The following is a 15125-nucleotide window of genomic DNA, read 5'->3' on the forward strand; positions in this document are numbered from 1 at the left end:
TTAAAATTCATTCAATAAAGGAGCGTCCAAAGTGCCCCGTACACCCGAGCAATACGAGGCTATGCGCCTTGCAACCCGCACCAAAATTCAGACAGCGGCGATGCGGCTGTTTGTTCGTCAAGGATACGGCTCCACCAATGTGCAGCATATTGCCGATCAGGCTGGCATTAGCACCGGTCTGCTGTACCGCCATTACAAAACAAAGGATCAGCTATTCGAGGAACTGGTGCAGTTCGCCATGGCCGGACTTGAGACGCTGATCGCGAGATTTCAGACCAGTGATGAGCCTGCTGAGGAACTGGCACGGTTCGCGACCGAGGTGTATCTCGATCTGTCTTCTGGCGATGACTTGGGGCACCTCTTATTGCTGATGTCGCAATCCTTCTTCTCCACGGAGACGGACGGTCGGAAAGCGGCTCTCAAGCAGATTAATACCGATCTACTGCAAGCGACTGCCACGCTCATCGTTCAAGGACAACGGCAGGGCCAGCTCCGTGAAGGGAACGCTTTTGAGATGGCCCAATATTTCTTTTCCTCCATTCAGGGGCTGGCGATGATGAAGGTGATGCTGGAAGAAAAATTCACGATGCCGTCGAGATCGCTCTTGACCTTAGTATTCGAAAAGGAAGGTGAAACGTTATGAAGTACTCGGGCGCATTTGAGGTTGTCCGCGCAGACCACGCGGGTGTAGAGGTCAGAAACCAGATGTCGGAGATTTTCGCCGACGGCTTCTCGCAATGGCTCACGTATTTTTCTAAAGACCGAGATGTCACCGCAAAGGCGTTCGCCCATATGTTCGTGCTAGATCAATTTTATGTGGCTCTCGCTGGTGATCGGGTGGCGGCCTTCGGCGCATGCACGGACTGTCAGAGCTTCTCCCTAGAACTTCAGAGCGCACCGCTCCGCAGGCATCTGGGTTGGTTCAAGGGTTCGATGGCGGCACTCATTCTGAAGAGGGAGTTCCAAAAGCCGTTTGTGGACCCGCCGGCCGAAACGGGATCGGTCGAGTTTATCGGTACTGCCTTATCCTTCCGCGGCCAAGGAGCGGCTTCGGCAGTTATTAAACATATGCTGGTTCATTTGCCGTACCGTAACTATCTGATAGAAGAGGTTGCCGATACCAATGTCCCGGCCATTCGATTGTATGAGAAGCTGGGGTTCACGGAGTACAAACGCAAGTCCCTATCTCCCAGGCAGGCCCGCATATCTGGTATCAATCACATGGTCTCGCTGCGTTTGGAGAAGGCCTAAGTCGCAACAAGCCTGAACAACTTGCGCCGATAATATTTATAAGATTTGCGTATCTTTCAGATAAACGTTATATTCACTAAGCTGGAAAGCAACGCTCTTTAACGACTACTAAAATAATAATAAAGGGACGTTGTCATTGTGTATGACAACGTCCCTTTATTAAAAGAGATAATATTAACTATTATTTGCTTCATACATATTCTTCAGCACATGACGCATTTCAGGCTTGATTGAAATGTCCGGACGTCTCTCCATGGCCAGCTTTTCGGCTTCTTCAACCGTACTAGCTTCACCCAAGTTAATCAAAAGAGCTGTAGCTACTGTACCTGTACGGTTCCGGCCACCAGCACAATGAAAGAATACTTTTTTACCTTCCTGAACAGCTTCAGTCACGGCTTGAATGGCGGATTTGATGGATTCTTCCTGATCATTCCGATTTTCAACAATTGGATAATGATGTCGGTGTGCTGAATCAGGAAATCCTTCTTGTGCCTTACCATCATCTCGGAGATCAAATACCTCTGTTACACCTTGCTCCTTGATCGCACTTAGAGCAGCATCTGCTCCCCCAATATATACTTTACCTTTAACCAGTTCATGATAATTAGACAACGTTATTCTCCCCTTCTCTAGTTGTTCCTAACAGCGGCTTGAGCCTCCGCTAACGACGAGTCCAAGTCCAGCCGCATAGGAAAAGCCGGGAAACATTCTCCGGGCAGGTTTGTATTATTTGCCGGTTTCAGCGAACGTTTTAATGCGCTCCCCAATCTGGTCACGAACCGTTTGGAATACAGCCCATTTCTCTTCATCTGTACCTTGCGCTTTGGCAGGATCATCGAATCCCCAGTGTTCCCGCTTGACATGTGGTGGTGTCATTGGACATTTATCCGCGGCGTCTCCACACAATGTGACTACAAAATCAGCATTGTTCAACAACTCTGAATCAATGATATCGGAAGTTTGAGTGGAAATATCCAGGTCAACTTCCTTCATGGCTTCCACTGCTTTTGGATTCAGACCGTGTGCCTCGATGCCTGCACTATAGATGTTCCAGTCCTCACTTAGATATTTCTTGGCCCAGCCTTCGGCCATTTGGCTCCGGCAAGAATTGCCTGTGCATAGGAAGTACAGTGTTTTTTTACTCATGTTCATCGTCTCCTCGTTGTTTGAATTATATAATGCTTAACCACAGATACAGACCCAATAGCGTAATAAGCAGAGTCGGAACGGTGATAATGATACCTGTCTTAAAGTAAGTGCCCCATGAGATTTTGACGCCTTTCGTGCTAAGCACATGAAGCCAGAGCAGCGTCGCCAGTGAACCGATCGGGGTAATCTTGGGACCCAAGTCTGAACCAATAATATTCGCGTAAATGAGCGCCTCCCGAACCGTTCCTGTAGCCGTTGTTGCATCAATGGCAAGCGCATCAATTAGCACGGTAGGCATATTGTTCATCAGAGATGAAATAATTGCCGCAATAAAGCCCATACCAATCGTTGCCGCAAACAATCCTTGATCCGCCACAGCCTGAATGACTACGGCCAGGAGATCCGTTAAACCCACGTTACGTAGACCATAAACCACGACATACATGCCAATGGAGAAGAATACGATGGCCCACGGCGCTTCTTTGACCACCAATGTAGTCGGTACAGCAGAACTGCGGGAAGCCATGAACAGGAAGAATATAGCGACAACTCCTGCTACAAGAGATACGGGAATACCAACGAATTCACTGGTGAAGTATCCAATGAGAAGAACACCCAACACCACCCACGACAACCGAAACATTTTCATATCCTTAATGGCAGTTGCTGGTGGTTTCAATTCGCTCGCATCAAAGCGTTTTGGAATACTTTTTCGGAAGAATAGATACAATACGCCGATACTCGCCACCAGTGAGAACAGATTCGGAACAAACATCCTTCCTGCGTACTCCATGAATGTAATCCCAAAGAAGTCAGCAGATACGATGTTGACCAGGTTACTTACAACCAGTGGCAAAGAGGTCGTATCCGCAATAAATCCGCTAGCAATAATAAACGGAAACACTTTTTTCTCATCGAAATTCAGTGCACGTACCATGGCTAGAACAATCGGCGTCAGAATCAGTGCGCCTCCGTCATTGGCAAAGAAGGCAGAAACCACAGCACCCAAGATCGAGACGTAAACAAACATCCGGACACCATTTCCGTGAGCAGCCTTGGCCATATGTAAGGCAGCCCACTCGAAAAATCCGATACGATCCAGAATTAACGAAATCAGAATGATCGCGACAAACGCAAGCGTGGCATTCCAAACAATTTGCGTCACATCCCAGACGTCTTGGAGATTGACCACACCCACAAGTAAAGCAAGAATTGCTCCGCCGCAAGCTGACCAACCAATGGACAGGTTTTTAGGCTGCCAGATGACGAGGACTAACGTAATTAAAAAGATGATGCAGGCTAACAGCGTGGAAAACAAAACCCTCCCCCTCTTTCAGTTCCTCTAAATTTATATTTGTATATAACAATATACTTATATATTGATTAAAAATTAATTACAGACGGAAGTAATGTTCTCTTTATTCAAGGACTTAAGAATCGTTGCCGTGTCCGGCATCAGTTCCAAGACAGATTTAATATAGGGTGTATTCTCTACATTTAAAGAATAGTATACCCATTGGCCACGTTTACTTTCTTTAACCAAGCCTTGATCCTTCAGCTTGCGCAAATGCTGACTAATTCCAGGTTGTGACATATCTAAAATCTCTACAAATTCACATACGCACCATTCACGTTCTTTGAGGAGTGTAAGTATAGTAAGACGTGTTTTATCGCCCAGCAATTTAATCTTATCCGCTGCTTCTTGAATAGAATCCATATCACTTCCTCCTTCCGTTAATATAAGTGCATGCTTATATTATAATATAAAAAATTTGAAGTCAACGTTTAATTCGAATTAACGCTTAAAAAGCGTTGGTTCAAATTAGAACCAACGCTTCGGGTGTTCGTAAACTCTCTTCCATTTTCAATTGGTACAAGAAGGACTGCAATCACCCTTTTCCTCAGCTACCACCTTCACTTGCTGGAGATTGACACTGCATACACCGGTCTCCGGTAGATCCAGCTCTACTTTTAAAGCGGCTTCTAGATCACCAACTAAAAAGGCCACCACAGATCGAACCTGTTCATATCCTGTAGCCATCAGGAAAGTAGGTGCACGTCCATAACTCTTCATACCTACAATATACAATCCTTGTTCCATATGACGAAGCTCTTTCTCACCATGTGGACGAACGGTGCCGCAGCTATGAACATTCGGATCAATTAATGGTGCCAGGGTTTCGACACTTTCGGTAATCTGGTCAATGCTAAACCTCAACTCTCTTAAGAAGGTAAAGTCGGGTCTGCTACCTGTATTCACAATGATCTCATCCACTTGAGGTATTTCCTGAATAACACCACGTTGCTCTCCAATGATGGTAACTTGATCGCCATTCTGCTGAAGTTCCTGAATATGAAATGGCGTTATCACGTTGACCTTTCCAGCATCAACGAGTTGATGAATTCGGCTTCCTAGTTCACCTCTGGCTTCCAGTTGATCATTCGCTTCTCCACCATAAGCTTCCTCTACTTGATCTCTTCTCATCAACCAGGTCAGTTTTGTACCTGAATCCATTTCTTGCAGACTGGATAGATCAAGTAACGTATTCAAGGCCGAATGTCCACCTCCTACAACGGCAACATGTTTATTCGTGTAACGCTCCCGCGCTTCCCCTAGTACATCCGGAATGCCATAGAATATACGGTCATGAAGAGCTTTCTCTTCAAGAGTGAGTACACCACTAGAAAGCACAGGGTTAGCGTGTTCCCACGTTCCTGAAGCATCGATCACAGCTCTAGCTTCATAGCGTCTATTCTTCCCCTCCTCTTCAACATAGATCATAAAGGGTTGTTTCTCGCGGCCTACGGTTTTCATTTTATCTGTATTTTTGCGACTAATCCCCACAACACGTGTATTTAAATGAAGAGCAGTTTGAATTTTCGGAAGTTTTGCGAGTGGTCGTAAATACTGATCCCGAAGCTCATGTCCCGTCGGTAATTCGTCTGGAGATGGGGCAATCCACCCATTCTTCGTCAACAACCTCTCTGCTGCTTTATCTAGGTTATACTGCCATGGCGAAAATAGACGAACATGGCCCCACTTGGAGATATTCTCACCTACTTTGCTCCCCGCTTCAAAAATGATAAAGGATTGGCCAGCTTCAATCAGATGTGCTGCTGCTGCCAGACCAATAGGCCCAGCACCAATGATGGCTACAGGTAAATGAGACAGCTCTCCTCGGTGTACAGGCTCTTGAAGAGAGATCTGGTTTTCCGTGAGCGTAGGTGCACAACAGGACTCGACTTGTTTGAATTCAATGTTTTTCATTTCAAACGACCTCCAGTAGTTAATTGAATATATTTGCAAATTACAAGTATTAGAGAAATGTAACGGGGTAATAATGCTCATTACCCCACTGGCGTACAGCACATTTTCGATTTTAACATACTCTCATTAAGCAGTTTAACAGATTGCATAACGATTGCTTTTTCTGTATCGGTCATGAAAGAAAAAACCTCTTCCAGATGTGTATTCATCCGATGATCTATAGCTGTCGCTACAAACTTCCCTTCTACCGTCAATCTCAGAATGTATACTCTCCGATCTTCAGGATGAGGTGTTTTTAAGACCAGGTTTTTCTTAATCAACGTCTGTATTTGACGACTAAAGGTTGTAATATCCATGGCTAGCGTTTCGGCAATTTGTTGCATGGATGGCTCATGTTGATGGTCAATTTCATATAGAATATGACTTTGGATTAAAGATATTTCCTGCTCTCCAACCGTACAACAATTTTTATCCAGCAAGCCGAAGCGACGTACCATGATCTGTAATAACTCTCTTGGGTTTTGGTTATCCGGCAACATGATCACCTCTTGGTGTCTATTATAATCATATTATTTGTATATTGCAACTATCGTGTATTCTTCTGCTATTTCACATTGTTTTGGATATGTTTAACGACATAATCAGCATCTGGTCCGACACCCCGAAGGGTCGCTGATGCAAAGGAGCGCTGTCCAGACAAGCCTACAAAATAAAGTCCGGGGATTGTCTTGCTAATCCCGTTCTGTTGCTGGGGTTCGCCTTGGCCATTCAGTCCACCTAATGCATCAATATAAGAAACGTTAGAGCGATATCCTGTCGCGAAAATGACGGTTTGGACCTCTTCTCGTGATCCATCAGACCAGATCACCCCACTGTCATAAAATGCGGTGAACATTTTCTTTTGTTTCGGGTTTCCCGCTTTAAGCCGCTGCTTATATCCCTCCAAATCCAGAACGGATGAACAGTTTGCAAATGACTTCCCAAATTTCCAAAACGAATCGATCCCCGTTAACTTAAACCAGAAGTGAATATCCTGGCCCAAGAGACGCTGTGGAATTAGTGCTACTGGTTCTCTCACAGCAAGTGTTGTTTCAGCTACTTCGGATAGTTCCATCGCAATCTGAACCGCGGAGTTTCCTCTCCCTACAACAATGACCGATTGATTATGAAAAGGGGCCGGTGTTCGATACGTCGCGGAATGTAAGATTTCCCCCTCAAATTGTTCATCGCTTGGAATCGAAGGGGTATAGGGCCTGCTAAACGATCCTGTTGCCAAAATCAGATTGCGAGCCACGTATTTCTCTCCACTTGAAGTTGTTACTGTAAAAACGCCAGATTCTTTGGATACTTGATCTACACGGTTGTTATAAACCAAAGGCAAGTCAAAATGAGTAGCATAGTCTTTCAAGTATTGAATAACTTCATCACGATGAGGGTATCGATCTCCTGGAGAATCTATCGAAAGCCCAGGCAGAGAAGAGTACTTGGCAGGTGAGAATAACTTCAAATTATCGTAATACTGTGGCCACGCCCCTACCGCTTCTCCTCCTGCCTCCAGAATCAAAAAAGACAGCCCTCTCTTTTTCAAATGATAACCGGAAGCAAGTCCTGCCTGACCTCCACCAATAACAATGACATCCCAGAGTGTTGGTTCCATAACACATCTCCTTCAAATATAGTTAGAGTAATTTCCTTCTTACAAGATATGTACTCGTTTAGTATATTTATTTATTTGCAAAATGCAAGTGTTTTTCTTCGGTGACTAGTTATCTCATCTAAAAACCTACCCTGTGAGTGTTCATGTAGGCTCATGCCCATTATTGCAAATGTTGTATACCTTTATATAGGCGGCTGCATAGGTTGTGAGTAGACATTTCACCAAAGAAGGAGAATGAGCATGTACCCTAAATTATCAAATCGAAATCAATGGCATAATCCAGTGCCTAACATCCGGAATAACAACGGACAGGGCCTCACCCCTCCGTATTGCCATGGAAATGTGAACCTTAGTCACCCTGGTGGAAATTTAGAAATAAAAGATTATGGACAACAACCACTTGTAATCAATATTGATCAAGCCACAAAGTATAATCAAAATTATCGTACGGCTCTATGGACAGGAAAGTATTTTCAAGTGACTCTGATGAGTATCCGTGTTGGCGAAGATATCGGTCTGGAAGTCCACCCGACAACCGATCAATTCATACGGATTGAAGAAGGTCAGGGACTTGTCCAAATGGGAGACGAGAAAGACAAATTGAATTTTCAAACGATGGCCTGTGAGGACTATGCCGTTATGGTGCCTGCTGGAAAATGGCACAATATCACCAACACAGGCAGTATACCTCTTAAAGTGTACGTGATCTATGCGCCGCCTGAGCATCCTTATGGGACAGTGCATGAAACGAAAGCCATTGCCATGTCTTCTGAAAGTTAGTCGATCGTACTCTAATGCTATACAAATTTTAAAACATAAGCCTGATTTCTCTCCATTCGTCGTGGAGAAAAATCAGGCTATTTCTTAATTTAATTACTTATCGAGGTATCGATACAACGTTGTTTTGCTAATACCTGTTTCTTCACGAATTTCAGCAAGACTGTACTCTTTACTTTCATACATTTGTATCGCCTTCATCACATTGCCATCTAATTTACGAGGACGACCTAACTTCATCCCCTTTTCCTTCGCTTCATCCATTCCTTTTTTCGTGCTTTCACTAGTTAAATCTCCTTGGAAATCAAGTAAAGCCTTCACATGCTCCAGAAAAATACGACCAGAACTGTCTTGGGTATTCAAATTTTCATTCAGAGAATACAGATGAGCCTCTCGCTTTTGAAATTCCTTCAGCAGATCGACAAGATGTTTTGTAGAGTCAGCTAAGGAGAACAATCGAGTAACAACGACGACATCTCCTGCTTCGAGCTGGTTCATCATGGCATTTAGCTGCGTTCTTTGCTTTGCAGATGAATGTTCTTCCTTCAATATTCGATCACAGGATTTCCGCTTTAAAATTTCGTGTTGATTTTGACAATTCGGGTCATCCTGTGAAGGTCTCATATAGCCAATAATCATGTTAAAACTCCTAACTGCAACTGACATTATAAAATTATAACACAAAATAAGAACCAAAATGGTTCCTTTTTGGAACTCCCTGTGATAAGATCAATATACTTCAACCGGATATGACTTTTAGTCGAGTAAGAGTCATAAAAAAAAAGATAAGGAGTGGAAGTACACGTGATTGAACGGATTAAGACAGATTGGTTCTCTAATATTCGAGGGGACATATTAGCCGGGATAGTAGTGGCATTGGCACTCATCCCCGAAGCCATTGCATTTTCTATTATTGCTGGTGTAGATCCCATGGTGGGTCTGTATGCATCGTTTTGTATTGCTGTCATCATCTCATTTATTGGTGGCCGACCAGGGATGATTTCTGCTGCTACAGGTGCCATGGCCTTACTAATGGTTCCTTTGGTCAAGGAACATGGCGTTCAATATTTACTGGCTGCCACCATTCTTACTGGCGTTATCCAATTGCTTTTTGGTGTATTCAAAATCGGGAAACTCATGAAATTCATCCCGAGGGCTGTCATGATCGGCTTTGTGAATGCTCTCGCTATTCTGATATTCATGGCACAAGTTCCCCATTTTGTAGGCATATCTACGCTGACCTACATCTTCGTTGCAGTTACCTTACTTATTGTATATGTTTTGCCCCGATTCTTCAAAGCCATTCCAGCACCTCTTATTGCCATTGTGGTTTTAACCGCAACTGCCATTTGGGGTAACCTGGATTTGGGAACGGTTGGAGAGCTAGGTATTATCACACAATCTCTTCCCTCATTCTTTATTCCCGATATTCCTTTTAATATCGAAACATTACAAATTATATTCCCTTATTCTATTTCACTGGCTATTGTCGGATTGGTCGAATCTCTCTTGACCGCTTCCATCGTGGATGATATGACGGGAACGAACAGTAACAAAAACAAAGAAGCTCGCGGACAAGGAATTGCCAACGTCATTACCGGTTTCTTCGGCGGAATGGCAGGCTGCGCCATGATTGGACAGTCTGTGATCAACGTCAAGTCTGGCGGACGAGGAAGGTTATCTACGCTCGTAGCTGGCGTATTTCTCATGTTCCTTATCCTTGTACTTGGCGGTGTCGTTGTTCAGATCCCTATGCCTGTACTCGCCGGGATTATGATCATGGTAGCCGTCGGAACGTTTGACTGGTCTTCCTTCTCTTATCTCCGTAAAGCCCCAAAAAGTGATGCACTTGTTATGCTAGTCACCGTTATTGTCGTTGTAGCGACCGATAATCTTGCATTGGGTGTCATTGTCGGCGTCATTCTTAGTGCGATATTCTTCGCTTCCAAAATCTCAAAGGTTAAAGTGAGGCATCTCTCCACGGAGAAAAACGTAAGATTTGATGTGACGGGTCAATTATTCTTTGCATCCGTGGAAGGATTTATTGAATCTTTTGACTTCGAGATTGCGGATTCGGACATTAGTATTGATTTTTCAAATGCACATATTTGGGATGACTCAGGTGTAGGGGCTGTCGATAAAGTGGTCATAAGATATCGGGAGAATCATAACCGTGTCACGATTAAAGGACTGAATACCTCAAGTGAAAAACTCGTAAATAAGTTAGCGGTGTATCAAGATCCAAATGCACAATTAAAATCACATTAAGGTAGGAGAGATGAACATGTATCAACATATTCTACTTGCTGCAGATGGTTCTAACAATGCCATTCGGGCAGCGAAAGAAGCCGCTTATATTGCATCATTGATTCCAGATGTCGAAGTTGAGATTCTGTTTGTTGTAGACCTGTCCAAGGTCAAAGAGGAAGTTCTCCATTCTCAGAATCATGAGGAAATCGAACTGAAACGTAAACAGAAACTTATGCCTGTTCAGCAAGAACTTACAGAGAAACATGTGAACTATCGAGTTACCTTCGTAAATGGAGATCCTGGTCCTACGATTGTTGATTACGCGAATAAGAACAGCGTTGATCTGCTTATTATCGGTAGCCGGGGACTGAACTCCTTACAGGAATTCGTACTTGGAAGTGTAAGTCATAAAGTCGTTAAGAGGGCTCATTGTCCAGTTATGATTGTGAAATAGATGATGGATATGAAGCATGGGGCCTCTGCAATTGCAGAGGTCTCGCTTCTTTTTCTAAAAGGAATTAGATTAGATCATTTAAACGTTGACTGGAGGAGAGAATATCTTGGAACACTCCAAATTAAAGACTCAAAAACCACAAAAAACATCACGCTATCATCCTCCTGCTGTACGTATTTTTGCGCTTGGAGGTCTCGGGGAAATTGGAAAGAACATGTATGGGATCGAATACAAAAATGAAATCATTTTGATTGACGCAGGTTTGAAATTCCCCGATGCCCATATGAATGGTGTAGATTACATTATTCCTGATATACGTTATTTGCTGGACAAGCCTCAACAGATCAAAGCTCTTTTCCTTACCCATGGACATGAAGATCATATTGGTGCTGCCCCCTACTTGCTCAAACATCTTTCCTTTCCAATCTATGGCGGTGCACTAACGATCGGCTTGGTCAAAGCCAAGTTGGAAGAGCACAAGTTAACGAATTCAGTGGATTTTCATATCATTCAGGATCACGAACGCGTGTCATTTCAGCATCTTTCTGTTCATTTTTTCCGAACAATACACAGCATACCCGATGCTTTTGGTATCGTTGTAGATACACCCTATGGTTCTATTGTGCACACAGGTGACTTCAAATTTGATATGACACCTGAAGGAAAGACAGCAGATCTTCATAAAATGATGTAGTTAGGTGAAAAAGGCGTGCTTGCTTTGCTGTCTGATAGTACCAACAGTGAACGTGAAGGTCAGTCCCTTTCAGAACATACAGTGGGTAAATCTGTTTTGGAATTAATCCAGCAATGTGAAGGCCGAGTTTTGTTTGCGACTTTTGCGTCCAATGTTCACAGGTTACAACAAGTTATTCATGCTGCTTCAGAGTGTAATCGGAGAATTTTAATACTGGGCCGCAGCATGGAAAAAATATTCTCCATTGGCCAAGAACTTGGACACCTTCATATACCTCAAGGTATGCTAATGGATATGAAGGAAATCCACACCACTCCACATCATCAAGTCATCATTTTATGCACGGGTAGTCAAGGAGAGCCTAATGCAGCATTAACCCGTATTGCATCCGGCTCCCACCGTCACGTTCAAATATTCCCAGGAGATACGATTGTCTTTTCATCTTCTCCGATTCCTGGTAACGTCATTCAAGTCAATCGAAGCATAGATATGCTGATGCGTTCTGGAGCCGCTGTCCTCTACGGAGCAGAGTATGACATTCATACTTCCGGGCATGGATCACGTGAGGATTTAAAACTGATGATACGGACCATGCGCCCGAAATATTTCATACCGATCCATGGAGAATATCGAATGCTGGTAAGCCATCAAAAACTAGCTGAGCAAGTTGGAATACCCTCCAACAGAATCTATGTATTGAATATTGGAGAGCCTCTCCTCATTACTAAATATCATGCTCGAAAAGGAAGAAATCTCCCTTCGGGATCGTCATTTGTGATACGTGGTAAAGTTGAAAATCATGAGCCTGAACTCATTGATGAACGCAATAGATTGGCTAAGGATGGTGTACTTATTGTCGCACTTGTCTTAAACAATGAGACATGCCAAATGATATCAGGGCCTGACCTCATTAGCCGAGGGTTTGTCTATGTACGAGATGCTAACAAACTGATGAAAACAGCAGAATCACAATTGAAATCCGCACTATATGGACTAGAGCAGAAAAAAGAAGCCAGCTGTGAGATCTGGGAACATAAAATCTCAGAAGTACTCCAGAACTTCTTTTACTCACAATTACAACGTACTCCTGTGATTTTCTCTTCCATTCATAGCGTTTCACATCCTACTCAAGTAAAGGACGACTAAACAATGAGAATGATTCAAAAGTTAATTCATCCCGATACACCCGCCCTAAATGGACGGATTTTTGAACGAAAAGCAGCACGTGGCATTATTATGCGTGGTTCTGAGATTCTTCTACTCTATACCCGTAGATATAACGACTACAGTTTTCCCGGAGGTGGTGTGGAAGCGGATGAGGACCTACTTCGTGGGCTAAGAAGAGAAATTGCTGAAGAAACCGGAGCTACCCAGGTGGAGGTGACAAGCGAGTTCGGCTACATTGAAGAGTATCGTCCCCATTACAAACCCGAATATGATCTGATCCATATGTTATCTTATTATTATGTTTGCAACATTCATGAACAGCTTGGAGAAGCCAAACTCGAAGATTATGAAATGAACAATGGGATGTCTGCCGTCTGGATCGACATTCATCAGGCCATTAAGCATAATCGGCAGGTAATATTGAATAAAGAGGCTTCCATGGGATTTTCCATTGAAAGAGAGACGATTGTGTTGGAGCTTATTGCGTCTGAATTAATCTTTTAGTTTAGAATATTAGATTCGCAATGTAATTTGTAATGGCCCCGTATTCATGTCCTCAACCAGGACAAGCACATGGGGCCATAAAATTAAACTAACCTGTCTATAACGAACTATCTAATGAAAGTCCGATAAAATTATTTAGAGTTGAAGCCATCTAGTTACATCTTCAGATATAAGACCATTCTGACGATGTGTGACAGGCATTTCACTAATTTGTAGCAAAAAATAACTATCGTGTGTACGTAGACACTCAAGAAGGTACTTATCTAACAAATCAATATCATCAGCTGTTTTAATTAAATACACTCTGTCATGAAGATGTTTGACCTCAAACAGATGTTCAAGATGAAAGTTAATACACTCCTCGGTCCATCCTTCATTTTTAGGCTTGTAAGAAAACAAGTAGAGTTTAGATATGATAATCAGCCCCCTTTTACTCTTATAGTCCGCCTTTCTTTTGAAGCAGTTTCCCTTACGTGGCTTAAATAACACCTTTAACATTGGTGGCGCTATTAAAGTTGTAAGTATGACCATTATAAAAACTGAAGTGAAGTATTCAGGTAAAAGAAGCCCTTCTTGTAAACCAGTTGAAGCAATACCGGCAGCAAATGAACCGACTATACCGGCCATCCCCATCAAATCCATAACGCGAGGAACTATAAACACCCCTGCAACAAATACGCCTATGAAAAATAGCACTTTCTTTCCTACTAGGAGTACTAAAGTTACATCCTGACCTGTACCCAAGAAACTCATCATAAATGCCAAAAGGATAACGACTAAAATTGATTAAAGCCAAATACCATTATAAATTCCATTCTATCTACTCCTCAACAACAACAGATCAAACAATGCGAACGCGTTCCCTAACATAATAATAGACCTAAAAACCTAGGTCAATATAGCTTTTAAACCGCCATAAACAGTCCTGTAAACCTTATAATAACCATCATTAATATGTATACGTACTTTTTATATAAACCTTGAAAATAAGCATCAGGGATGTATTTTTGGTATGTAAAAGTAAACATAATAAACGAGGAGAGGATCATATGTAATCAAACTCGTCCTCATGGTACAAATAGCTTCGCTGAAAGACGTCCTTTTGAATGGTGGGTAATCTGGCTATCTTGTTCTGTCTTTATTTGTTTCGATATTATCGATTGCGCTTTTCATCCTCTCCAAACCAATCCATCGTTCTCCCTCCCTTCGAGTTAAATACTATCGTAAATAAAAAAGACTTTCCGTGTATTTCCTGCACCAATCGGTAATCGGCTTAAGTTCTTGTCCCTCGACAAAGAATGACATAAGAAAATATCAAAAAAACTAGAGTGATAGTGATTTTTGTAACTGTTTTATTATGGAAATATATGTATTGTTATTATTGTAAAATCCAATTTATATCTAGGGGGTGAGGGGAACATCCATTAGCATCCTTTTTATTGTTACTTGTTGTTTTTACTTGTGAAAATCATGTCTAAAATGTAAAATCAAAAATTCTCAAGGAGATGTTGATCGTGAAAAAATATCAAAAAACAACGATTGCATTACTCTCAGCCCTCTCTATGATAGTCCCTTTTCAAGCTGCTTTTGCTGATCAAGCTTTGACTCCCACTACCCCTGTCTCACAAGATATTCTTATGCAGAGACAAGTGAAAGATGGAATCAGTATATTTGCAAGCAATCCATACCCCGGTTATTTTGATAATGGTGTGTACACTCCATATATTTATATGACGGGGAGAATTGAAATAACTTTTCAAGCTAATGTTCTAGGCACCTACAAATTCCAACTCAGAAATGAGAATGGAACATTATATCCTGTAAGACATGAAGCCACACAATATGGAAGTCAAAAAGTAATAATTGAAGGGGCCTATGGTTATCAACAAATATATGCAAATTCTCCGAATGGCCTCGGTGGTGGTTATTTCAATATTCATTATTAATCCTAACT

The 15125-nt window shown here is 42.5% G+C and carries 16 protein-coding genes and 1 pseudogene; 8 read left to right on the forward strand and 9 right to left on the reverse strand.

What is annotated here, in order from left to right; genetic code table 11:
• Positions 1–31 precede the first annotated feature (31 nt).
• Together AC6CIF_RS21940 and AC6CIF_RS21945 are read left to right on the forward strand one after the other, a co-directional pair.
• On the forward strand, positions 32–643 hold the full coding sequence (locus AC6CIF_RS21940) for a TetR/AcrR family transcriptional regulator (RefSeq protein ID WP_498201542.1): 612 nt from the start codon (positions 32–34) through the stop codon (positions 641–643).
• 149 nt (positions 644–792) lie between these two features.
• Positions 793–1251, forward strand: coding sequence for a GNAT family N-acetyltransferase (locus AC6CIF_RS21945; RefSeq protein WP_498201543.1), 459 nt, complete (start codon positions 793–795; stop codon positions 1249–1251).
• A 174-nt stretch (positions 1252–1425) separates the two neighbouring features.
• Here AC6CIF_RS21945 and AC6CIF_RS21950 read toward each other — a convergent pair whose 3' ends face one another.
• The 7 genes from AC6CIF_RS21950 to AC6CIF_RS21980 all read right to left on the reverse strand — a co-directional run bounded on the left by AC6CIF_RS21950 (position 1426) and on the right by AC6CIF_RS21980 (position 7325).
• The gene (locus tag AC6CIF_RS21950) at positions 1426–1863 is read right to left on the reverse strand and encodes a protein-tyrosine phosphatase family protein (protein ID WP_498201544.1); all 438 of its coding nucleotides are present in this window, start codon (positions 1861–1863) and stop codon (positions 1426–1428) included.
• A 114-nt stretch (positions 1864–1977) separates the two neighbouring features.
• Positions 1978–2397: an arsenate reductase (thioredoxin) gene (gene arsC / locus AC6CIF_RS21955; RefSeq protein WP_175395097.1), complete on the reverse strand. Its 420-nt coding sequence runs from the start codon at positions 2395–2397 to the stop codon at positions 1978–1980.
• Between the two features lie 25 nt (positions 2398–2422).
• Positions 2423–3718, reverse strand: coding sequence for an arsenic transporter (locus AC6CIF_RS21960; RefSeq protein ID WP_076215277.1), 1296 nt, complete (start codon positions 3716–3718; stop codon positions 2423–2425).
• A 72-nt stretch (positions 3719–3790) separates the two neighbouring features.
• A complete protein-coding gene (locus tag AC6CIF_RS21965) occupies positions 3791–4117 on the reverse strand; it encodes an ArsR/SmtB family transcription factor (RefSeq protein WP_498201545.1) in 327 nt (108 codons plus the stop codon).
• A gap of 147 nt (positions 4118–4264) precedes the next feature.
• Positions 4265–5668, reverse strand: a complete 1404-nt coding sequence (locus AC6CIF_RS21970) for an NAD(P)-binding domain-containing protein (protein WP_498201546.1) — start codon at positions 5666–5668, stop codon at positions 4265–4267.
• Between the two features lie 80 nt (positions 5669–5748).
• Entirely contained in the window at positions 5749–6207 is a 459-nt protein-coding gene (locus AC6CIF_RS21975; protein WP_079350227.1) for a MarR family winged helix-turn-helix transcriptional regulator, read from the reverse strand.
• A gap of 65 nt (positions 6208–6272) precedes the next feature.
• Positions 6273–7325: a flavin-containing monooxygenase gene (locus AC6CIF_RS21980; RefSeq protein WP_498201547.1), complete on the reverse strand. Its 1053-nt coding sequence runs from the start codon at positions 7323–7325 to the stop codon at positions 6273–6275.
• Between the two features lie 240 nt (positions 7326–7565).
• On the opposite strand from AC6CIF_RS21980, the gene AC6CIF_RS21985 reads away from it, so the two are divergent.
• Positions 7566–8105: a cupin domain-containing protein gene (locus tag AC6CIF_RS21985; protein WP_498201548.1), complete on the forward strand. Its 540-nt coding sequence runs from the start codon at positions 7566–7568 to the stop codon at positions 8103–8105.
• Positions 8106–8198: 93 nt separating this feature from the next.
• Here the strand turns inward: AC6CIF_RS21985 and AC6CIF_RS21990 are convergent, their stop codons facing one another.
• Positions 8199–8741, reverse strand: a complete 543-nt coding sequence (locus AC6CIF_RS21990; RefSeq protein WP_076215248.1) for a recombinase family protein — start codon at positions 8739–8741, stop codon at positions 8199–8201.
• Between the two features lie 165 nt (positions 8742–8906).
• Between AC6CIF_RS21990 and AC6CIF_RS21995 the strand changes: the two genes are divergently transcribed.
• The 4 genes and pseudogenes from AC6CIF_RS21995 (at position 8907) to AC6CIF_RS22010 (ending at position 13171) form a co-directional block, all read left to right on the forward strand.
• Positions 8907–10370, forward strand: coding sequence for a SulP family inorganic anion transporter (locus AC6CIF_RS21995; RefSeq protein ID WP_498201549.1), 1464 nt, complete (start codon positions 8907–8909; stop codon positions 10368–10370).
• A 16-nt stretch (positions 10371–10386) separates the two neighbouring features.
• Positions 10387–10806: a universal stress protein gene (locus AC6CIF_RS22000; RefSeq protein ID WP_175395107.1), complete on the forward strand. Its 420-nt coding sequence runs from the start codon at positions 10387–10389 to the stop codon at positions 10804–10806.
• A 214-nt stretch (positions 10807–11020) separates the two neighbouring features.
• Positions 11021–12646 (forward strand): annotated as a pseudogene (locus AC6CIF_RS22005) (ribonuclease J).
• Positions 12647–12649: 3 nt separating this feature from the next.
• Positions 12650–13171, forward strand: a complete 522-nt coding sequence (locus AC6CIF_RS22010) for an NUDIX domain-containing protein (RefSeq protein ID WP_076215242.1) — start codon at positions 12650–12652, stop codon at positions 13169–13171.
• Positions 13172–13306: 135 nt separating this feature from the next.
• Here the strand turns inward: AC6CIF_RS22010 and AC6CIF_RS22015 are convergent, their stop codons facing one another.
• A complete protein-coding gene (locus tag AC6CIF_RS22015; protein WP_372238410.1) occupies positions 13307–13915 on the reverse strand; it encodes a cation:proton antiporter in 609 nt (202 codons plus the stop codon).
• Between the two features lie 770 nt (positions 13916–14685).
• Between AC6CIF_RS22015 and AC6CIF_RS22020 the strand changes: the two genes are divergently transcribed.
• Positions 14686–15117 carry a hypothetical protein gene (locus tag AC6CIF_RS22020; RefSeq protein ID WP_498201550.1) on the forward strand — a complete coding sequence of 144 codons (432 nt, stop codon included), beginning with the start codon at positions 14686–14688 and terminating at the stop codon, positions 15115–15117.
• The last annotated feature ends 8 nt before the right edge of the window (positions 15118–15125 follow it).

Source organism: Paenibacillus sp. GQ49 (assembly GCF_059759055.1).

Bases quoted from the DNA above. Each gene is read 5' to 3' on its own strand.
- AC6CIF_RS21980 (WP_498201547.1), bottom strand. From the start codon at position 7,325: ATGGAACCAACACTCTGGGATGTCATTGTTATTGGTGGAGGTCAGGCA.
- AC6CIF_RS21965 (WP_498201545.1), bottom strand. From the start codon at position 4,117: ATGGATTCTATTCAAGAAGCAGCGGATAAGATTAAATTGCTGGGCGAT.
- AC6CIF_RS22000 (WP_175395107.1), top strand. From the start codon at position 10,387: ATGTATCAACATATTCTACTTGCTGCAGATGGTTCTAACAATGCCATT.
- AC6CIF_RS21990 (WP_076215248.1), bottom strand. From the start codon at position 8,741: ATGATTATTGGCTATATGAGACCTTCACAGGATGACCCGAATTGTCAA.
- AC6CIF_RS21970 (WP_498201546.1), bottom strand. From the start codon at position 5,668: ATGAAAAACATTGAATTCAAACAAGTCGAGTCCTGTTGTGCACCTACG.
- AC6CIF_RS21985 (WP_498201548.1), top strand. From the start codon at position 7,566: ATGTACCCTAAATTATCAAATCGAAATCAATGGCATAATCCAGTGCCT.
- arsC (WP_175395097.1), bottom strand. From the start codon at position 2,397: ATGAGTAAAAAAACACTGTACTTCCTATGCACAGGCAATTCTTGCCGG.
- AC6CIF_RS22010 (WP_076215242.1), top strand. From the start codon at position 12,650: ATGAGAATGATTCAAAAGTTAATTCATCCCGATACACCCGCCCTAAAT.
- AC6CIF_RS21945 (WP_498201543.1), top strand. From the start codon at position 793: ATGTTCGTGCTAGATCAATTTTATGTGGCTCTCGCTGGTGATCGGGTG.
- AC6CIF_RS21975 (WP_079350227.1), bottom strand. From the start codon at position 6,207: ATGTTGCCGGATAACCAAAACCCAAGAGAGTTATTACAGATCATGGTA.